Raw genomic sequence first — 19,762 nt, 5'->3', positions numbered from 1 at the left:
TTTAATAGTCGCAGAGTAGACCCGTGTGCGTTAAGTGCCAGCTGAACAGGGAGTTGTCAGCCGGACGAAAAGATTTTCTTGCGGTACACCGGTCGCATCCCGCTGCATCAGAAGATAGGAATATTATCTCCGGTTGTAGTCAGAGGTCTGCAAAGGAGGTATTTTTTATGAAAAAATTCGTCACTTTGTTCACCGATTCTTACAGAGAGCTGAAGTCTGTAAGAACCATTACCACAGCCGCCATGTTTGGCGCAGTAGCAATTGTTTTGGGCATGTTTTCCATTAACATGGGAAATTACATCCGGATCAGTTTTTCTTCCATTCCCAATGGAATGGTTTCATACCTGTTTGGCCCGGTAGTAGGAGGCCTTTTTTCCGGAAGTATGGATGTGCTTAAATACCTCTTAAAGCCTACGGGAGCATTTTTTCCGGGACTGACCCTGGTAACTGTTCTGGCAGGTATCATGTATGGCTGCATGTATTACAGAAAGCCGATCACCTTAAGAAGAGTCCTGGTTTCCAAGCTTTTAGTCATGCTGGTATGTAACGTAATACTTAATACCATGTGTCTTTCTATCCTGTACGGAAAGGGCTTTATGGTACTTCTTCCGGCAAGGGCACTTAAAAACCTGGTCATGTGGCCGATTGATTCCATGATTTTTTATTCCATGTCAAAAGCGCTGGATACCATGGGGGTTTTTAAAACTATCCGTAATGTTTGGACTGCGGGAACAAAATAAAAAACAAAGGCCTGTAGCGTCATTGATGACGGCACAGGCCTTTTGCCAAGTCAATCGGATATTTGCAATCTGCGACACTGCAACCTCCTTTTATCTTCCTTTGCGTTGCAAGTTCAGATAAGATATATTATAATCTTAAGTGTTTGCATGTTGTGACGGGCACAGATAAGAATAATCAGATTGAGAAGGAATGATGGAAAAGTGGAAAAGAAGATAAAGGCCATTTTTTTTGATATTGATGGAACGCTTCGGGATTTTCAAACAAAACGGATTCCGGACAGTACAAAAGAGGCACTTTTGGAAGCCAGAAAGGCAGGAATCCTGCTGTTTATTGCAACGGGGCGCCATAAGCTTGAAATGGAAGAAGAAAACCTTCTGGAGGGAATTCCCTTTGACGGCTATGTGACGCTAAACGGCCAGTATTGCTATTGCGGAGACAGGATCATTTATGATCTTCCCATAGATCCTGGTGAAGTTGAGAGAACTTTAATGCTTTTGGAGGAAGAGCCATTTCCCTGCATGTTTATGGAAGGGGACCGCATGTACATCAATATGGTGAATCATGTGGTGGAAAAGGTCCAGTCGGATATCGGAACCAGGATTCCTCCGGTTTTTAATGTAGAACGGGCCAAAAACCAGCGTATTTACCAGATAATACCTTATGTATCCTACGACATGGAGCAGAAGCTGAAGAAGTATCTTTGCGGCTGCGAGTTCATGCGCTGGCATGACGAAATGGGCTGTGATGTGATTCCCGCAGGCGGAAGTAAGTGGAACGGGATCATGAAGATGGCAGAGCATTACGGCTTTTCTGCCGGTGAGATGGCTGCCATTGGCGACGGCAATAATGATATTTCCATGATAACCGGTGCGGGCCTTGGAATTGCCATGGGAAATGCCTCTGACGAGGTAAAGAGTGCAGCCGGTTATGTTACGGATTCGATAGAAACAGATGGCTTAAAAAAAGCCGTCTTCCATATATTAGACTATAATTCATTAGGAGGAATCATCAATGAGTGAGGTAAATTGTACTCATAATTGTAATACCTGCCAGGAGAACTGCGGCAGCCGAGAGGAACAGGTAAGTTTTTTAGAACCCCTTAACCCTGCCAGCACAGTAAAAAAGGTAATTGGGGTTGTAAGCGGAAAGGGCGGCGTGGGTAAATCCCTGGTAACGTCCCTGATGGCTGTAGGTATGAACGGGAAAGGTTATAAAACGGCAATCCTTGATGCGGATATCACCGGCCCTTCCATTCCAAAGGCCTTTGGCCTTTCGGATTACGGTGTGGGCATGACGCCTAATGGCCTTATGATCCCGGCTACCACGGCAACAGGAATTGAAGTGATGTCAGCGAATCTGATTCTGGATCATGAGACGGATCCTGTCATCTGGCGGGGGCCGGTCATTGCAGGAGCTGTGAAACAGTTCTGGCAGGAGGCCCTATGGGATAATATTGACTACATGTTCGTGGACATGCCTCCGGGAACCGGAGATGTGCCCTTAACCGTGTTCCAGTCCCTTCCTGTGGACGGAATTATCATTGTCACCTCTCCTCAGGAGCTGGTTACCATGATTGTTGAAAAAGCGGTAAATATGGCGAAAAAGATGAACATACCGATTCTGGGACTGGTGGAAAACATGAGTTATTTGAATTGCCCGGACTGTGGAAAGCAGATTTCAGTATTTGGGGAGAGCCGCGTGGATGAAGCAGCCAAAGTGAATGGTCTTACTGTTCTGGCTAAAATCCCCATTGATCCACAGATCGCAGCCGCAGTGGATGGCGGTACGGTCGAGTATTTAGAGGTGAACTGGCTTAACGAGGCAGTTTCGGCAGCAGAGAAAGCTTAAAGTAATGTAAGTTTCGAGGGATAAGAATGAATATTAGCATGAACCCCAATAGTGAATTGAACCAGTCCATTGTGAATGTTCCCAATCTGGTTCAGGTTCCGGACCCGCTTATGAAGCAGGCATACCAGTTTCAGGAAGCTATGATGATGTATACCTGTGCCATCCGGGAGATCAAGACAAAGCTGGAGGTCCTAAATGATGAACTGTCAGTCAGGAACTCCAGAAACCCAATTGAAATGGTTAAATCAAGAGTAAAGAAGCCCATCAGCATTGTGGAAAAGCTGCAGCGCAGAGGGCTGCCGGTTTCCCTGGAATCCATGATGGAAAATCTGGATGATGTTGCAGGAATCCGCGTGATCTGCTCGTTCCTTGATGATATTTATGCTGTGGCAGATATGCTGGCCCGCCAGGATGATGTACATATCATTGCCATTAAGGATTACATCCGCCACCCCAAAAAAAATGGTTACCGCAGCTATCATATGATCGTAGAGATCCCCGTGTTCTTTTCCGACCAGAAAAAATGGATGAGGGCAGAGGTCCAGATCCGTACCATTGCCATGGATTTCTGGGCCAGTCTGGACCACCAATTAAAATATAAAAAAGAAGTGGAAGAGTATTCCCAGGAAATCAGCGAAGAACTGCGGGAGTGTGCGGATGTGATCGCACAGACCGACGAAAGAATGCTGGGTATCAGAAAGAGAATTGAGGATCATGGAATTGCAGTTTCTAAATAAATAAGAGAAGGGAGCAATTGAGGTAAAAACCTGCAATTGCTCCTTTTTTATGTTCTGTTTATGTGCTGGCGGGAAGAGAGGGGAAAGCTGACAGTAAAAATAGTTCCTGTTTCAAGGCTGCTGGTCAGGTTAATCCTTCCCTTATGGTGGTCAACAATGGTCTTTGCAATGGAAAGGCCAAGTCCATAGCCTCCATCCTTACGGGCTCTTGATTCATCCGTCCGGTAAAACCGTTCAAAGACATGGATCTGCTCCTTTTCGGGAATAGGGTCTCCCGTATTTTGAACGGTCAAGACGGCATTATGGGTGGATTTTTTTAAGCTGACAGATACGGAACCATGTTTACCAGCGTATTTGCAGGCATTGTCCAGCAGGATGTTGATTACCTGCTTTAGCTGGACTTCCCAGCCTTCCAGGATAATACCGGTATCAATTTTATTTTCCAGGTTCACCTTATTTTCAAAGGCAACGGATTCAAAAAGCAGGACACCGTTTAATACGATGTCACTGAAATCAAGAGGAGCCATTGCCATCTGGGAGGCCTGGACGGCCCCAGTATCGGAGCGGGCCAAAAAGAGCAGTTCTTCCACAAGCTGCTTCATGCGTTCTGCCTCTTCTTTTGTGTTGTTCAGCCATTTCTGCTGATCCATGATGGTGCATTCCTTATGAAGGGAAAGAATCTGTAAATTGGCCAGAATTACAGTAAGAGGTGTCTTAAGTTCATGGGATGCATCGGCAATGAACTGGTTTTGCATCCGCCATGCGGTTTCCACAGGCCTTAACGCCAGACGGGAAAGGAAAATACTCAGGATCAAAAAAAGAAAAACCGCCGCAAGAAAGATCAGCAGACAATTGATCAGGAGGGCTTTTAAATTATCCCGTTCATATCTTTGGTCTGCAAATACTATTTTCGTACCCTCTATGGAAGAAACTTTAAGGTAGCGAAGAGAATAATCCTTAAGTTCCCCCTGGGAAGAGTCATTCGCTTTTGCCAGCTCCACCAGGGTGGAAGCCAGCTCCCTGGTAACCGTTAAATTGTTTTCCCTTATGTTTTCTATGGAGTTGCGGTTGTTTAAATTAACCACGAAAATAGGGACAAGAGGCGGCAGGTTCCTTTGAGGTCTGCGGGTGATTTCTACCTTATCCGGCAGATGGTCCGGCTGGTTTCGGTCGACGGCCTGGTAAAGAGCCATGACGGTCTGCCGCTCGATGCGTTTAAAATTGGCGTAGTAAAAGATACCAAGAACAGCGGAAAGAATGGTTATTACAAAAATCATGTTAACTAAAACAAACCGTCTTCTTAATTTTTTTATCATGTTGTTTCCTCCAGGCGGTATCCGACCTTTCGGAGAGTGCTGATTTCCACCCTTGAACCCACAAAATTCAGCTTTTTGCGTAAAAAGGAAATATAAGCCTCAACATTATTGTCCTCTGCGTCGGAATCGCTGCCCCATACCCTTGAGATGAGAGTTTCCTTTGAAACGATCCTTCCGGAATTGCTCATAAGGATCTTTAACACTTCAAATTCCTTATATCCAAGATGAATGGATTTGGTGCCGCAGCATAAATCATTGCCAGAGAGAGAAAGTGTCAAGTCTCCGAATTTCATTTCTTCTACGATTACTTCTCCCTGACGGCGGGAGAGAGCCCTGATGCGGGCTAACAGCTCTTCCGGTATAAAGGGCTTTGTCATATAGTCATCAGCTCCTCTGTCAAGTCCGGTTACCTTATCCTGAATGTCATCCCGTGCGGTCAGCAAGAGAACAGGAGTCTGGATGCGGGCCTCTCTCAGCTTTTTCACCACTTGAAAACCATTTTCTCCCGGCAGCATGACATCTAAAACAATGACGTCATATTCCCCGGAAAGACCGCAGGACAAACCGTCAGTACCATTATACACAATATCAGCCTGGTAATGTTGTTCCTTCATAATCTGTCCCAAAGCATCGGCCAGCCTTACTTCGTCTTCTACAATCAATACCTTCATGATTCGATTCTCCTATACTTATTATTATGAACCTGTTGTCATCTATTATAAGCTGAGACTGCCTGTTAGGCAATCTTACATTTTTGTGCGTACGAATTTGCCCGCTTATTCATTGGGGTGCCGCGGCAGTTAAGAAATTTTCTAAGCTTAATCATAAGGGTTTAAGCTTAAAATAAGCTGAAATACCATACCCAGGGTCTGCTATGGTATAAAGAATACAAGGAACTTTTCGTCAGAAATACCAAGTTTCAGGTTAATTTCAGCTTACTGTCACAAAACAGACATAAGCGCCTGTTAAAATAAGCTTCAGATTTGAATGATGAGAGGAGAAACTGGATGAACGGACGTAAAATAGCGGCTTCCCTGGCTTTTGTAATGGCCGCGACGGCAGTCAGCCCTATGATAACTGAGGCATCAAGTAGTTTTGATTTAAGGAAAAAGGTAGTCGGAGTTTCGGGAATCATGAACACCGGGAATCTGAATCTGTCGGTGACGCGGGGAGAATTTGCCAGCATGCTGGTAAATGCATCCTCCTATCGAAGCACGGCCGGCAAGACCAGTAACACTTCCGTATTTGCCGATGTTCCAAGAAACCATGAATATGCAGCCCAAATCAGGATTGCAGCGGAACAGGGGTGGATGAACGGATATTTAGGAGGAAATTTTAAACCAGACGATTCCATAACACTTCAGGAAGGGGTAAAAGGAGTTTTAGGACTTTTGGGCTATGCAAATTCTGACTTTACCGGTGACCAGACCGGTTCCAGGCTTTCCAAATATCATTTTCTGGAACTGGATGAAAATCTGAATAAAGAGGCTTTGGAAGTCTTAAATAAAGAAGACTGCATCAACCTGTTTTATAATTTGTTAAAAACAGATACGAAATCTGGAACCATGTTTGGAAAAAGCTTAAACTGCGAATTGACCAGTGATGGGGAGATCGATCCGTTTTCAATGGTCGACAACAGTATCAAGGGACCGAAGATCGCAAAAAGCAGCAGCAGGCTCAAATCCATATTACCTTTTAAGCTTAGTGAAGCCAATATTTATCTTGATGGAGAACCTGTTAATAATTCCAGCAATGCAATTGATGTTTCCTTGGAAAGCGAAGACGGAGTTCTGGTATATTATCATACCATTTCTAAAACCGTGTGGCTTTATACCATTGGAAACGAAAATGAAAACGGACGCTCCGCCGTATTTGGGGAAATCACAAACGTTGTTTATGATTCTTCGGATTTAATGACACCGGGAGCAATCATACTGGATGACGGCAACACCTACGAGCTTACCAGCACTGAGATGAAGTTTGCATTTTCTTCCTATGGGGATCTACGGGTAGGTGATACCGTGAATCTGGTCTATACCCTGTCTGTAGATAACGATGGAAATGAAACCCGGACTGTCATTGATTATATAGAATAGAAGATTAACAGGAGAAGCCGGAATGAAAAAAGTCATTCAGAAATTATTTTCAAAAGAAAAAAGAAAAGGACGGATAAAGGGAAAAAAGATTTTGATCCTTCTTATCATAATCCTTGCGGTGCTGGCAGGAGTGATGGCGGCGGCAAGCTTTAAAAAATCAAAGGAAGCATCCGCCGAATCAAAGAGCATAAGAACTGCAAAAGTTACGAAGCAGGACATTGTTTCTGAGCTATCCTCCTCTGGAACCATTTCTCCTCAGAATACCTATGACATTACCTCTTTGGTGGAAGGAGAAGTCATTGCAGCAGATTTTGAAGAGGGAGACGAGGTAGAAAAGGGACAGATCCTCTACCGGATCGATACATCATCCATGGAATCGGAGATGACATCGGTGAACAACTCCCTGTCCAGAGCTCAGGAAAATTATCAAACTGCGCTGGATGATTACAATTCTGCTTTAGGTGATTACAGCGGAAATACCTATAAATCCACAGAGAGCGGGTACATAAAATCGCTTTCCATTAAGGAAGGTGATAAAGTAGGAAACAATACGGAAATTGCCTCTGTTTATGATGATAAAACCATGAAGATCAAGCTTCCATTCCTCTCCGGAGAGGCAGCCCAGATAACGGCCGGACAGGCGGCGGTTCTTACCCTTACCGATACAGGAGAGCAGATTCAGGGTGCAGTCACTTCTGTCAGCAATATGGATGTAACCTTAACTGGAGGGCGTATCGTTCGTTATGTCACCATTGAAGTTACAAATCCAGGCGGTCTTACCACGGATACCCCGGCTACGGCAGCGATAGGCGATTATGTGTGCAGTGTGGAAGCAACATTTGAACCCAAGCTTGAGTCGACCATGAAAGCGGACTTATCCTCCAACGTGGAGGTAGGAACCCTGCTGGTGCATGAAGGTGATTATGTAACGAAGGGAACTCCTCTATTTACAATGGAAAGCAAGTCTGCGGATAAACTGCTTCGCACATATAAAGATACGATGGAAAAGGCCCAGGAAACTCTGGAAGGAGCAAAAAGCAAACTGGAGAGTACCGAGAATACTTATGATAACTATACCATTACCGCACCTATATCCGGAAAGGTCATTACAAAAACCGTGAAAGCGGGAGATAAGATCACCAAAAGCTCCAGCGGAAGCACAACCCTGGCAGTCATATACGATATGTCGGGCTATACGTTTAAAATGTCTGTGGATGAATTGGATGTCAAGTCCGTGAAAGTAGGCCAGGAGGTGAATATTACTGCCGATGCCGTACCTGGTAAAACCTTTTCCGGCACAGTTACCAATGTAAGCCTGGAAAGCTCTACTTCCAACGGGGTCACCAATTATCCTGTTACTATCACCTTAAACGATGGTATGGATGAGCTTCTCCCAGGCATGAACGTAGATGGGGTAATCATTTTGGATAAAGCGGCCGATGTCCTTGCCGTACCGGCCGATGCGCTTATGCGGGGAAATCAGGTCTATGTAAAGGATGATTCGGTGAAGGAGCCTCAGGGGAACATTCCGGCAGGCTTTCGGGCGGTAGAAGTTACCACAGGCCTGATCAATGATGATTATGTGGAAATTAACAGCGGATTGGAAGAGAATCAGGAGGTTTACGTTGCACAAACTACTGTAGGCACATCAATGAATGTTGTGATGCCGGGAGGCATGGGCGGCATAAATGTAGGCCCAGGCGGCTCAGGTTCCGGTTCTGGAGTCAGGTACCGCAGTGAAGGCAGCAGCGGCGGTTCCGGCAGCGGCGTCCGTCAGCCATAAGGGCCGCAAGGAGGTTATATAGCTTGGAAAATACCTTGATTGAATTAAAAGATATCTATAAAATATACCAGATGGGAGAGGAGGAGGTCCGTGCAAACAACGGCGTGTCTTTGACCATCTGCCACGGGGAATTCGTGGCTATTGTAGGAAAGTCGGGAAGCGGAAAATCCACGCTCATGAATATTATAGGCGCACTGGATGTTCCCACGTCAGGAGAATATCTTCTGGGCGGTGAGGATGTGGGCAGGATGTCGGATAACCAGCTGGCCGGGATACGGAATAAGATGATTGGCTTTATCTTCCAGCAGTACAATCTGCTTCCCAGACTGAATCTTCTTGAAAATGTGGAACTGCCCCTGTTATATGCAGGGGCAGGAACCAATGAACGGAACAAACGGGCCATGGCCTCTCTGGAACGGGTTGGCCTGGCGGAAAAGTGGAAAAATTTTCCCAATCAGCTTTCCGGAGGCCAGCAGCAGAGGGTTTCCATTGCAAGGGCGCTGGCAGGAGATCCCTCCCTGATTCTGGCCGATGAGCCTACGGGGGCTCTGGATTCAAAAACCAGCCGGGAAGTCCTTAATTTCTTAAAAAAGCTGAACGATGAGGGAAATACCATCGTCATGATCACCCATGACAGCGCCATTGCAAAGGAAGCCAGGCGGGTGATCCGGGTACACGATGGTAAAATTAATTTCGATGGAGACGTAAATGAATATTCTGCAATCCTTTAAAATGGCTTTAAAGAGCATCTGGGGTAATAAGATGCGTTCCTTTCTCACCATGCTTGGAATCATTATCGGCGTGGCATCGGTTATCATTCTGGTGAGTCTTGTAAACGGACAAATGTCCTATATGACGGAACAATTTACCAGCATGGGTACCAACCAGATCAATGTGAACGTAACCAATCTTTCATCCAGGTCCGTAACCGTGGATCAGATGTATCAGTTTTATGAAGACAACAAAAATCTTTTTTCTCAGATGACGCCAAAGGTTTCCTTGTCCTCTACCCTAAAAAACGGTACGGAATCCCTGACCAATACTACGGTATCCGGTGTCAGCGAAGAATATCTGGAAATGAAGGATCAGACCCTGGATTCAGGGCGGTTCCTCCAATATTCCGATGTCCTATCCAGACAAAAAGTTTGTGTTGCAGGTTATTATGTGGCTTGGGAATTATATGGAGGAGCAGAAGAAGCCATTGGACAGACCATAAAAATAAACGGTTATGCATACCAGATTATTGGTGTGGTATCCAGACAGGATGAGGATGAGCTAAAGGCCGGCGGTTCAGACGACGTTTTGTACCTTCCCTACAGCAGTTCCGCCAAGTTGAACAACACTGCAGACATAAACAGTTATGTCTTTGCTACTGCCGACATGGACCACTCCGCAGAGGCCAAAGAGGCCATCAATACCTTTCTTTATGGGATTTTCAAGGATGAAGACTTATACCGCATTACTGCTATGAGTGAGCTTTTAAACTCTTTAAATTCCATGATGTCCATGATGTCCATGATGCTTGGCGGAATCGCCGGGATCTCCCTTTTAGTTGCCGGAGTTGGAGTTATGAATATCATGCTGGTGTCCGTAACGGAACGTACCAGAGAAATCGGAATCAGGAAGGCACTGGGGGCAAAAAAACGCAACATCATGCAGCAGTTTGTAATAGAGGCCGCAGTTACCAGCTCTCTTGGCGGGGTTGTTGGTATCCTGGTGGGCTCCGTGGCAACTACCATCATTGGAACTGCTATGGGAATGAATGCCACACCAACACCCGGTGCCGTCATGGTTTCCTTCAGCGTATCCGTGGGGATCGGCCTTTTATTTGGCTATATGCCTGCCAGAAGGGCTGCTGCTTTGAATCCTATTGACGCTCTGCGCAGCGAGTAAATATCTAATATTTTCTTGCAAATATATCATATTGGTGTTACTATTTGCATAGTTACCAAAGGAGTAGCTCATTTTTGGGCTGCTCCTTTTGCGTAGAGTAATTTCAGTGAATTAAGAGAAAGGGAAGAAATTATGAAAGTTGTTGATATGCATTGTGATACCATTTCAGAGCTTTTTTACCGGAGGGAAGAGGGAAAGGTCTTTTCCATCTTAAAAAATGACTGTCATATTGACTTGGAGCGAATGAAAAAAGGCGATTATTGCTTACAGAACTTTGCTTTGTATACAAATCTCGCCAGGCAGGAGCATCCGTTTGAATATTGTATGAAGCTTGTTGACCTATTTTATACGGAGCTGGAGAAATACGAAGATATCATAGGTATTGTAAAAAGCTACAGGGATATTGAAGAAAACCGGAAGAATGGAAAGATGTCTGCCATGCTTACCATAGAAGAAGGAGGCGTCTGCCAGGGAGAACTGGCATTCTTAAGAAGTTTTTACCGTCTGGGAGTCCGGATGGCCACCCTTACATGGAACTATAAAAATGAACTGGGGCATCCCAACCGGATCTGGGAGGAAAACGGAGAGGCCTTTTTTGAACCGGAGATGGAGCATGGGCTTACGGAAAAGGGAATCGAATTTGTTCAGGAGATGGAACGGCTGGGAATGGTTATCGATGTCTCCCATTTGTCGGATGCCGGGATAGAAGATATGTTCCGGTATACGGAAAAGCCATTTGTGGCCAGCCATTCCAATGCAAGAGCCATTGCCTCCAACCCAAGAAACTTAACGGACGATATGATTAGAAAGCTTTCGGAACGAGGCGGCGTGACCGGAATCAATTATTGCGCTGATTTTCTTCATGACTGGAAGAAGGGGGAAGGAGCCTTAAGCCGGGTGGAAGATATGGTTTTACATATGAAGCATATGAAAAAGGTGGGAGGCATCCAGTGTATTGGACTTGGATCGGATTTTGACGGCATCGGGGGAAATTTGGAAATGAAATCTCCGGAAGACTTACCCCTATTGGAAGTTTATATGAAAAAAGAAGGATTTTCGGAAAGCGAAATTGAGGCAGTCTTTTATGGAAATGTCCTTCGTGTCTACAAAGAAATTTTACATTAAGACAAGAATTTACATAAATTTTACATTTATGTGCATTTTACTTTACATAGATTTGATATAGTATTTACAAAAATGTATTATCATGAAAAACGGAGGATGCTATGTCAATCGCAGATTTACAAATGCTATTTAAATTCATCGGGGGACTGGGAATGTTCCTTTATGGAATGGATGCTATGGCTGATGGGCTGCAAAAATCAGCAGGTCATAAAATGCAGCAGCTTTTAGGAGTCCTTACCAGCAACCGGCTCATGGGTGTGCTTTTGGGAACCGGAATTACTGCCATCATTCAGAGCAGCTCGGCCACCACAGTCATGGTGGTAGGCTTTGTAAACGCCGGGATCATCAATCTGCAGCAGGCTGTTGGTATTATAATGGGTGCTAACATCGGAACCACCGTCACCAGCTGGATTGTATCCATGAGTGAATGGGGAGAGATGATGAAACCCGAGTTTTTTGCTCCTGCACTGGTAGGCGTGGGCGCTGTTTTAAGCCTTTTTACCGGAAGCGGGAAGAAAAAACAGGTTGGAGAAATTCTGGTAGGCTTTGGTGTTCTGTTTATAGGACTTTCCTTCATGTCAGACTCCATTACGCCTTACCGGAACGCACCTATTTTCAGCCAGGCCTTTTCCGTTTTAGGAAGAAATCCTATTCTTGGAATTTTAGCGGGCCTTGTTGTTACCGGTATCATTCAAAGCTCCTCAGCATCTGTAGGAATTCTGCAGACACTGGCTCTCAACGGTATCGTAAACTGGCAGTCTGCGATATTTATCACTTTGGGACAAAATATCGGTACCTGTGTTACCGCCCTGCTTTCCAGCGTGGGAGCTAACAAAACCGCAAAGCGTGCCGCTGTCATTCATCTTCTTTTTAATGTGGTGGGTGCAATCATTTTCGGCTGCGTCATGTTTGTCGTGTTTAAACTGAATCCGGTTTTCGCGGCTTCACGGATCAGCAGTGTGGGAATATCCATCTTCCATACGATATTTAATGTGAGCAATACCATTATTTTATTCCCCTTTGCCGGGCTTTTGGTAAAGGCTTCCGGTCTGCTTGTACGGGAAGATCAGAAAGAATCACCGATTGATTCTGATACCCAGATGAAACGTCACCTGGATGAAAGAATTTTAGAAACCCCTTCCTTTGCTATCGAGAATGTGAATCATGAAGTTGTAAGTATGGGATATGCTGCCATGGAAAACTTAGATCTTGCGGCGGCGGCTCTTCTTGGCAACAACAAAGCAGAGGCAAAGCTGGTGGAAAAAATGGAACAGAAAATCAATGATTATGAAAAGATACTCACAGATTATCTGATAAAACTTAATAACCAGTCCTTAAATGAGGAGCAGCATCTTCTGGTTAAAAACTTATTTTATACAATCAGTGACTTTGAACGGGTCAGCGATCATTGTGAGAACTTATCTGAGCTGGCAATAGAAAAATCCAACCGGAACATAATTTTTTCAAATGGTGCAGAAAATGAAATCAAGGAAATGCTTAAGGAAGTCCGATCCTCTTTGGAGCATGCCATAAAAGCCAGGGAAACTGGAGACATGTCAGAGGTCCGCGCAGTGATTCAGAGCGAAGAACGTGTGGACAGCCTGGAGGAGGAATTAAGAGAACGTCATATCGAACGTTTATCCGCTCAGACATGTAAACCGGAAAATGGAATTATCTTTTTGGACGCACTGAGCAATCTGGAACGTATTTCAGACCATGCCCATAATATCGCCGGCTACGTGAGGGATGAAATGTAACAGAAAGCGTGGGCGGGAAATAAGAACGCCCTGCGGGCATTCCTCTATGCCCAAAAAGCTTGGGCAGGAAAAAGGAAAGGAGAATATATGGAACGTATCTATGTAATTGAAGACGATGACAACATCAGGGACTTAATTAAAATTGCCCTGGAAGGTTTTGGCTATGAAGTATCCGCTTTTGAGATGGCGGAAGATGCCTTAAGGCATATTGAATCAGATAAACCGGCACTGGCTGTGTTTGATCTGATGCTTCCAGGTATGGACGGACTGACAGCCATTCGCAGGATTCGGAAAAATGAGTCTTTAAAAGATATTCCCATTCTTATTCTTACCGCGAAAGACAGGGAGTTTGATAAGGTGGCAGGACTTGACGGCGGAGCTGACGACTACATGACAAAGCCATTTGGAGTCATGGAACTGGCAGCCAGAATCCGGAGCCTTTTGCGGCGGAGCACCAGGGGAGAGGCGAACGCAAACGAATTGAATCAATATTGCTTAAGTTTAAATAAAAAAACAAGAGAGGTCTATTGTGACGGCGTTAAGGTTGAACTGACGTTAAAAGAGTTTGAGCTTTTGCAGTATTTAATGGAGAACCATAATAAGGTTGTTACCAGAGATGAGCTTTTAAACCACATCTGGGGGTATGATTACGATGGAGAGACCAGGACTCTGGACATGCATATCCGTACGCTCCGGCAAAAGCTGGGAGAAAACGGCGGTTCCTGCATTAAGACAATCCGCGGCGTAGGCTATCGTTTTATTAAGACGGAAGAGTAGGACAAACAATCGTCTGGCTGTATCCGCAGAATGAGGGAATCTATGAGAAGCGTGATCTTTAAAAAATTTATCCAGATCATTCTGGTAGTGCTGATACTAAGCAGTTCTGTATTTTATATTGCTTCCAGCAGCGCATTGCTTAAAAATTCCAGAAAAGACATGACATACACCTTAAGAGCTATGGATGAGATTCTGGATTATTCCAGTAATCTTGCCGGTGAAATAGGGGATTTAAAGCAGGCACTTAGTGAGAATGAGAGCCGTTTTACAATTATACGCATGGATGGAAGTATTGTGGCCGATACTGGGAATGTACCGGCCGCTTCCCTGGATAATCATTTGGACAGGGAAGAAGTGAAGGAGGCTCTTGTGGAGGGAACCGGCACAGCCAGACGCTATTCCAAGACCCTTAAGGTAAATATGCTTTATGTAGCGATCCGCTCCTCACGGGCGGATTATATTCTTCGTATGGCAATTCCCTATTCCGGCATGAAAGAATACCTGATGCTTCTATTACCTTCGATCTGGCTCAGCTTTCTGATGGCCATTATGTATTCCGCGTTTTCGGCGGACAGCTTTTCAAAATCCATTACAAGGCCGTTAAAAGAAATTTCTCAGGAGATGTTAAAAGTAAACGGGGATTATACAGATCTCTCTTTTGAAAAATACCAGTATCCGGAAATTAATATTATTGCGGAAACGACAACGGAGATGTCTAAGAACGTAAAAGAATATTTAAACCAGATTGAGCTTGAAAAACAAATTCGCCAGGAATTTTTTAGTAATGCTTCCCATGAGTTAAAAACCCCGATCACATCGGTTCAGGGCTATGCGGAGCTTTTAGAAAGCGGGATCATTCAGGATGAAGAACAAAAGATGGATTTCATAAGACGCATCAAAAAGGAAGCGGTCAACATGAATCATCTCATCAATGACATCCTTATGATCTCCCGGCTTGAGGCTAAAGAAGCAGAAGTATTAAAAAATGATGTGCGCCTGTCCATTCTTGTAGGCGACATCGTAGAATCTTTAAAACCACTGGCTGCATCCCATGAAGTCACTGTCCATGTGGATTGCAAACCACTTTGTATTTACGCCAATGGACAGCAAATGAAGGAACTATTTGGAAATCTCATAAGCAACGCAGTAAAATACAATAAGCCTGGTGGCGAAGTTTGGGTCACGGTGACAGAAGAAGACCGCAATGTAATAATCCGTGTGAAGGATAATGGAATGGGTATTCCAAAAGAATCCTTAAGCCGTATCTTTGAACGCTTTTACCGGGTAGACAAAGGACGGAGCAAGAAACAGGGCGGAACAGGCCTTGGACTATCCATTGTAAAACACATTGTTAATTTCTATCATGGGACCATTACCGTTCGGTCAGAGCTTGATATGGGAACGGAATTTATGGTAAAGATTCCAATTCAAGAGAAAATATGATAATATTGATTCAGTAAATGATAGGAGGTGTGCAGATATGGGACGTTTTATTTTAACCTGCTGTTCTACGGTAGATATGAAGAAGGAATTTTTTGAGCAGCGCCAGATTCCTTATGTGTGTTTTCACTATACAATGGATGGCGTTACCTATCCGGATGACTTAGGGCAGAGCATTCCCTTTCCTGAGTTTTATGACCGGATTGCCAAAGGCGCGACCCCAGTGACTTCCCAGGTAAATGTGGAAGAATATTGTGATTTTTTTGAACCATTTTTAAAGGAAGGCAAGGATATACTGCACCTCACTCTTTCATCCGGTATTTCAGGAACCTACAATTCTGCATGCGTAGCCAGAGAGGAAATGAGTTCCAGATATCCGGATAGAAAGATCGTCATTGTGGACTCCCTGGGCGCTTCTTCCGGCTATGGTCTTCTGACCGATTCCGTGGCAGACTTAAGGGATAATGGGGTTTCCCTGGAAGAGGCCGCCGAATGGACCGAGAATAATAAATTATTCGTGCATCACTGGTTTTTCTCCACAGATTTGACCAGTTTTAAGCGGGGAGGCAGGATTTCAGCCACATCCGCAATGCTTGGCACGGTGCTTAATATCTGCCCTCTCATGAGCATTGACAACACGGGACATTTGATTCCAAAGCAGAAGATCCGTACCAAGAAAAAGGCCATCCAGGAGATCATAAACACAATGGAAGCCCATGCAAAGGGCGGGAGAGATTATAGCGGCCAATGCTTTCTTTCCTATTCCGCCTGTGAAAATGATGCCAGGGAAGTAGCGGCCCTGGTGGAGGAACGCTTCCAAAAGCTTTCCGGAAAGGTGCTGTTAAACAGCATTGGTGCAGTCATCGGCTCCCATACCGGACCTGGTACTGTGGCATTATTTTTCTGGGGTGATAAAAGAACAGATTAGTTCTGGTCCCGGAGAGCACTTTCATAATAATGAGAATGCTCTCCGGGATTTTCTTTTACATAAATGCCAAAGTGTGATAAGATAAATGCTGAATGCAGGAAAAAGGAGAGCTCTTATGAAAGTAAAAAATTCAGCACATGTGGCAGCGTTGTACGGAATGCTGATTGCACTGGCATTTGTTCTCAGCTTCGTAGAAACCCTGATTCCCATTTCCCTTGGAATACCGGGTGTAAAGCTGGGGCTTGCCAATCTGGTCACGGTTGTGGGGCTCTATACGGTTGGGACAGGCGGGACGGTTGTCATTTCACTTTTGCGGATCGTTCTCACCGGATTTACCTTTGGAAACTTGTTTGCCATGCTCTACAGCCTGGGAGGCTGGAGCTTAAGCCTGCTTCTAATGGTTCTTTGCAAGAGAAAAAACTGGATGGGCACAACGGGAATCAGTATTCTTGGAGGCGTGGGGCATAACATCGGACAGGTTTGCGTGGCTGCCCTTGTGGTCAAACAGGCTGGAGTATTCTTTTATCTACCCTTTCTTTTGATCGCCGGTACAGCCGCCGGACTTATCATAGGGATCCTGGGCGGCATGATTATAAGCAGGATCAGTAATTTTATAAAAAAAATGCAATAAAAACAAAATATAGGATATTGTTTTGCCGCTTTTGGAAATGTATAATGGGAGAGGTATATTAGGATAAAAAAACCAGGAGGAACATCACAATGATTTACGAGGCAATTAAGAAACTGGTACAGTATGGACGGAACACAGGCTTGATCGGGGAAGCGGACCGGTATTATGCCCTTAACCAAATCCTTGATGTAATGATGATGGACGAGTATGAGGAGTCAGAAGGAGTACCGGAAGATATAGATCTGGAAGCTGTTTTGCAGGAATTACTTGATTATGCATGCCAGGCCGGAATCATAGAAGAAGATAGTGTTACATACCGGGATTTGTTTGATACAAAACTGATGAATTGTCTGATGCCAAGACCTAGCGAAATAGAAAAAACATTCTGGGAGCTGTATCAGGGCCAGTCACCTGAGGCTGCAACAGGATATTATTATAAACTGAGCCAGGATTCCGATTATATCAGGCGGTACCGGATTAAAAAGGATATGCGGTGGGTGACCCCTACCAAGTACGGTGACCTGGATATTACGGTGAATTTATCTAAGCCTGAGAAGGATCCAAAGGCGATTGCCGCAGCAAAGCTTGCAAAACAAGGTGGTTATCCCAAATGCCAGCTTTGTATGGAAAATGAGGGCTATGCCGGAAGGACCAATCATCCGGCCAGAAATAACCACAGAATCATCCGTCTTGAAATCAATAACAGTGAGTGGGGCTTTCAGTATTCCCCCTATGTTTATTATAACGAGCACTGTATCGTTTTCAACGGAAAGCATATTCCCATGAAGATAGAGAGAGATACCTTTGTAAAATTGTTTGATTTTGTCAAAATGTTTCCTCACTACTTCCTTGGTTCCAATGCAGATCTTCCCATTGTAGGAGGATCCATCCTGTCCCATGACCATTTTCAGGGAGGAAATTATGATTTTGCCATGGCAAAGGCCCCTATGGAGAGATGTTTCCGGTTGGAAGGCTTTGAGGGAGTGGAAGCCGGAATCGTGAAATGGCCGATGTCCGTGCTGCGCACCAGAAGCAAAAATCCGGAGGACCTAATCGCCCTTGGAACTAAGATTCTTGATGCCTGGAGGGCTTATACGGACGAGGAAGCCTTTATTTTTGCGGAAACGGACGGAGAGCCTCACAACACCATCACCCCTATTGCCAGAATGCGGGATGGCGTATACGAACTTGATCTGGTCTTAAGAAATAATATTACCACAGAAGAATTCCCTCTTGGAGTTTACCACCCTCATCAGGAGCTGCATCATATCAAGAAAGAGAATATCGGCTTAATTGAAGTCATGGGATTGGCTGTCCTGCCTTCCAGGCTGAAGGAAGAGCTGAACCTGCTGGCTCAGTGCATTGTGGAAGGAAAAAGCATAAGAGACGAAAACGCCATTGAAAAGCACGCAGATTGGGCGGAGGCTTTCCTTGTAAAATATGAAGAAGTGACAAAAGATAATGTGGATGAAATTTTAAAGAAGGAAGTTGGCCTGGTATTTGAACGGGTTCTGGAGGATTCCGGCGTATACAAATGCGATGAGCAGGGACGGAATGGATTTGGACGGTTCCTTGCCAGTGTCGGATTTACTTCTTGTTCACAATAGAAAGACTGTGAGAATATCAGATGGAATTGTGTTTGTAATTACCGCCCCTTTGAGGTATAGTCGAGTGGGAGTGAAAGGAAACTATAAATTCACTCAAAAACGTACAGAACCGGCTTAAAGGAGCCGGAGGGAGATAGACAAACAGTCATGAAGCAGATAGAAAACAAAACACTGAGAACGCTTGCAGAGTATGGACTGATCACGTTCAGTATCTGGATTATGGTAGTGGGGATTTATTTCTTCAAATTCCCCAATAATTTTGCATTCGGAGGTGTCACAGGGTTTGCGACGGTAATCAGTGCATTAACCCATTGGTCGGCCAGTGAGTTCACAACCATTGTGAATACAGTTTTACTGGTGGCTGGCTTTCTCTTCCTGGGACGGAGCTTTGGGATTAAAACGGTTTACGCCACCCTCATGATGTCCCTATTTCTTTACTTTTTGGAACGGCTGTATCCGATTACAAGGCCTCTTACCAGGGAACCACTTTTGGAACTGATCTTTGCGATTCTTTTGCCAAGCGTAGGTTCTGCGCTCCTTTTTAACACCGGAGCTTCCAGCGGGGGAACGGATATTATCGCCATGATTCTGAAACGGTACACCAGCCTTAATATTGGAACCGTGCTTTTGCTGGTGGATGTGACAGGAGTCATTATGGCCTACTTTGTATTTGGACCGGAGACAGGGTTATTCTCTTCCCTTGGTTTATTAGCCAAATCCCTTGTGATTGGCGATGTTATCGAAAACATTAATCTGTGCAAGTGTTTCAGCATCATCTGTGATGATCCGGGGCCCATCTGTGATTATATCATTCATGGACTTAACCGGAGTGCCACGGTTTATGAGGCACAGGGCGCGTTCAGCCATCATAAAAAGACAGTCATCCTGACAACCATGAAGCGTTCACAGGCACTTAAGCTAAAAAATTATATACGTACTGTGGAACCAACAGCGTTTATACTGATATCTAATTCCAGCGAAATAATAGGAAAAGGATTTCTTGCCAATTAAAAAAAACCGGAGAACATTGATTCTCCGGTTTTTTTAATGATTAGAACAGGAAATGCGGGACCAGCTTTCGTC

General features: G+C 44.7%; 18 protein-coding genes and 1 riboswitch. Of the genes, 16 read left to right on the top strand and 2 right to left on the bottom strand.

Features of this window, described 5'->3' with window-relative positions; genetic code table 11:
* Nucleotides 1-9 precede the first annotated feature (9 nt).
* Nucleotides 10-107: riboswitch (THF riboswitch) on the top strand.
* Between the two features lie 60 nt (nt 108-167).
* From BMX69_RS08435 to BMX69_RS08420, 4 genes are all read left to right on the top strand, one after another.
* A complete protein-coding gene (locus BMX69_RS08435) occupies nt 168-740 on the top strand; it encodes a folate family ECF transporter S component (RefSeq protein WP_100042112.1) in 573 nt (190 codons plus the stop codon).
* A gap of 201 nt (nt 741-941) precedes the next feature.
* Complete coding sequence (locus tag BMX69_RS08430; protein WP_100043799.1) at nt 942-1,760, top strand: Cof-type HAD-IIB family hydrolase; 819 nt, start codon at nt 942-944, stop codon at nt 1,758-1,760.
* A complete protein-coding gene (locus tag BMX69_RS08425) occupies nt 1,753-2,589 on the top strand; it encodes an Mrp/NBP35 family ATP-binding protein (RefSeq protein WP_054792013.1) in 837 nt (278 codons plus the stop codon). Before BMX69_RS08430 ends, BMX69_RS08425 begins: the two co-directional genes overlap by 8 nt.
* A 26-nt stretch (nt 2,590-2,615) precedes the next feature.
* Nucleotides 2,616-3,326, top strand: coding sequence for a GTP pyrophosphokinase (locus BMX69_RS08420; RefSeq protein WP_092250145.1), 711 nt, complete (start codon nt 2,616-2,618; stop codon nt 3,324-3,326).
* 47 nt (nt 3,327-3,373) lie between these two features.
* Here the strand turns inward: BMX69_RS08420 and BMX69_RS08415 are convergent, their stop codons facing one another.
* Nucleotides 3,374-4,642, bottom strand: a complete 1,269-nt coding sequence (locus tag BMX69_RS08415) for a sensor histidine kinase (RefSeq protein ID WP_100042111.1) — start codon at nt 4,640-4,642, stop codon at nt 3,374-3,376.
* Nucleotides 4,639-5,313 (bottom strand): response regulator transcription factor, encoded by a 675-nt coding sequence (locus BMX69_RS08410; protein ID WP_054792016.1) that lies wholly within the window; start codon nt 5,311-5,313, stop codon nt 4,639-4,641. The genes BMX69_RS08415 and BMX69_RS08410 overlap by 4 nt, the downstream gene beginning before the upstream one ends.
* Nucleotides 5,314-5,649: 336 nt before the next feature.
* Here BMX69_RS08410 and BMX69_RS08405 point away from each other — a divergent pair, with 336 nt between their 5' ends.
* The 12 genes from BMX69_RS08405 to BMX69_RS08350 all read left to right on the top strand — a co-directional run bounded on the left by BMX69_RS08405 (nt 5,650) and on the right by BMX69_RS08350 (nt 19,690).
* Entirely contained in the window at nt 5,650-6,738 is a 1,089-nt protein-coding gene (locus tag BMX69_RS08405; protein WP_100042110.1) for an S-layer homology domain-containing protein, read from the top strand.
* A 22-nt stretch (nt 6,739-6,760) separates the two neighbouring features.
* The gene (locus BMX69_RS08400; protein WP_100042109.1) at nt 6,761-8,521 is read left to right on the top strand and encodes an efflux RND transporter periplasmic adaptor subunit; all 1,761 of its coding nucleotides are present in this window, start codon (nt 6,761-6,763) and stop codon (nt 8,519-8,521) included.
* A 71-nt stretch (nt 8,522-8,592) separates the two neighbouring features.
* On the top strand, nt 8,593-9,252 hold the full coding sequence (locus tag BMX69_RS08395; RefSeq protein ID WP_085961668.1) for an ABC transporter ATP-binding protein: 660 nt from the start codon (nt 8,593-8,595) through the stop codon (nt 9,250-9,252).
* The gene (locus BMX69_RS08390; protein WP_174715236.1) at nt 9,236-10,414 is read left to right on the top strand and encodes an ABC transporter permease; all 1,179 of its coding nucleotides are present in this window, start codon (nt 9,236-9,238) and stop codon (nt 10,412-10,414) included. Before BMX69_RS08395 ends, BMX69_RS08390 begins: the two co-directional genes overlap by 17 nt.
* 132 nt (nt 10,415-10,546) lie before the next feature.
* Entirely contained in the window at nt 10,547-11,539 is a 993-nt protein-coding gene (locus tag BMX69_RS08385) for a dipeptidase (protein ID WP_100042108.1), read from the top strand.
* Between the two features lie 101 nt (nt 11,540-11,640).
* A complete protein-coding gene (locus BMX69_RS08380) occupies nt 11,641-13,296 on the top strand; it encodes a Na/Pi cotransporter family protein (RefSeq protein ID WP_100042107.1) in 1,656 nt (551 codons plus the stop codon).
* Between the two features lie 87 nt (nt 13,297-13,383).
* Nucleotides 13,384-14,073: a response regulator transcription factor gene (locus BMX69_RS08375; RefSeq protein WP_025233251.1), complete on the top strand. Its 690-nt coding sequence runs from the start codon at nt 13,384-13,386 to the stop codon at nt 14,071-14,073.
* Between the two features lie 42 nt (nt 14,074-14,115).
* On the top strand, nt 14,116-15,516 hold the full coding sequence (locus BMX69_RS08370; RefSeq protein WP_100042106.1) for a sensor histidine kinase: 1,401 nt from the start codon (nt 14,116-14,118) through the stop codon (nt 15,514-15,516).
* A 37-nt stretch (nt 15,517-15,553) separates the two neighbouring features.
* On the top strand, nt 15,554-16,441 hold the full coding sequence (locus BMX69_RS08365; RefSeq protein ID WP_054792020.1) for a DegV family protein: 888 nt from the start codon (nt 15,554-15,556) through the stop codon (nt 16,439-16,441).
* A gap of 115 nt (nt 16,442-16,556) precedes the next feature.
* Nucleotides 16,557-17,072: a Gx transporter family protein gene (locus BMX69_RS08360; RefSeq protein ID WP_025233248.1), complete on the top strand. Its 516-nt coding sequence runs from the start codon at nt 16,557-16,559 to the stop codon at nt 17,070-17,072.
* A gap of 89 nt (nt 17,073-17,161) precedes the next feature.
* Entirely contained in the window at nt 17,162-18,679 is a 1,518-nt protein-coding gene (gene galT, locus BMX69_RS08355) for a UDP-glucose--hexose-1-phosphate uridylyltransferase (RefSeq protein ID WP_100042105.1), read from the top strand.
* Between the two features lie 147 nt (nt 18,680-18,826).
* Nucleotides 18,827-19,690, top strand: coding sequence for a YitT family protein (locus BMX69_RS08350; RefSeq protein WP_100042104.1), 864 nt, complete (start codon nt 18,827-18,829; stop codon nt 19,688-19,690).
* The last annotated feature ends 72 nt before the right edge of the window (nt 19,691-19,762 follow it).

This window comes from Lacrimispora sphenoides JCM 1415, from assembly GCF_900105615.1.
Lineage (GTDB): Bacteria > Bacillota > Clostridia > Lachnospirales > Lachnospiraceae > Lacrimispora > Lacrimispora sphenoides.
This window is presented reverse-complemented; position numbering and strand designations above follow the sequence as displayed.

What these genes read in the sequence shown, in the direction of transcription:
- BMX69_RS08435 (WP_100042112.1), top strand. Translation starts at nt 168, where the DNA reads ATGAAAAAATTCGTCACTTTGTTCACCGATTCTTACAGAGAGCTGAAG.
- BMX69_RS08425 (WP_054792013.1), top strand. Translation starts at nt 1,753, where the DNA reads ATGAGTGAGGTAAATTGTACTCATAATTGTAATACCTGCCAGGAGAAC.
- BMX69_RS08420 (WP_092250145.1), top strand. Translation starts at nt 2,616, where the DNA reads ATGAATATTAGCATGAACCCCAATAGTGAATTGAACCAGTCCATTGTG.
- BMX69_RS08415 (WP_100042111.1), bottom strand. Translation starts at nt 4,642, where the DNA reads ATGATAAAAAAATTAAGAAGACGGTTTGTTTTAGTTAACATGATTTTT.
- BMX69_RS08410 (WP_054792016.1), bottom strand. Translation starts at nt 5,313, where the DNA reads ATGAAGGTATTGATTGTAGAAGACGAAGTAAGGCTGGCCGATGCTTTG.
- BMX69_RS08405 (WP_100042110.1), top strand. Translation starts at nt 5,650, where the DNA reads ATGAACGGACGTAAAATAGCGGCTTCCCTGGCTTTTGTAATGGCCGCG.
- BMX69_RS08400 (WP_100042109.1), top strand. Translation starts at nt 6,761, where the DNA reads ATGAAAAAAGTCATTCAGAAATTATTTTCAAAAGAAAAAAGAAAAGGA.
- BMX69_RS08395 (WP_085961668.1), top strand. Translation starts at nt 8,593, where the DNA reads ATGGGAGAGGAGGAGGTCCGTGCAAACAACGGCGTGTCTTTGACCATC.
- BMX69_RS08385 (WP_100042108.1), top strand. Translation starts at nt 10,547, where the DNA reads ATGAAAGTTGTTGATATGCATTGTGATACCATTTCAGAGCTTTTTTAC.
- BMX69_RS08380 (WP_100042107.1), top strand. Translation starts at nt 11,641, where the DNA reads ATGTCAATCGCAGATTTACAAATGCTATTTAAATTCATCGGGGGACTG.
- BMX69_RS08375 (WP_025233251.1), top strand. Translation starts at nt 13,384, where the DNA reads ATGGAACGTATCTATGTAATTGAAGACGATGACAACATCAGGGACTTA.
- BMX69_RS08370 (WP_100042106.1), top strand. Translation starts at nt 14,116, where the DNA reads ATGAGAAGCGTGATCTTTAAAAAATTTATCCAGATCATTCTGGTAGTG.
- BMX69_RS08365 (WP_054792020.1), top strand. Translation starts at nt 15,554, where the DNA reads ATGGGACGTTTTATTTTAACCTGCTGTTCTACGGTAGATATGAAGAAG.
- BMX69_RS08360 (WP_025233248.1), top strand. Translation starts at nt 16,557, where the DNA reads ATGAAAGTAAAAAATTCAGCACATGTGGCAGCGTTGTACGGAATGCTG.
- galT (WP_100042105.1), top strand. Translation starts at nt 17,162, where the DNA reads ATGATTTACGAGGCAATTAAGAAACTGGTACAGTATGGACGGAACACA.
- BMX69_RS08350 (WP_100042104.1), top strand. Translation starts at nt 18,827, where the DNA reads ATGAAGCAGATAGAAAACAAAACACTGAGAACGCTTGCAGAGTATGGA.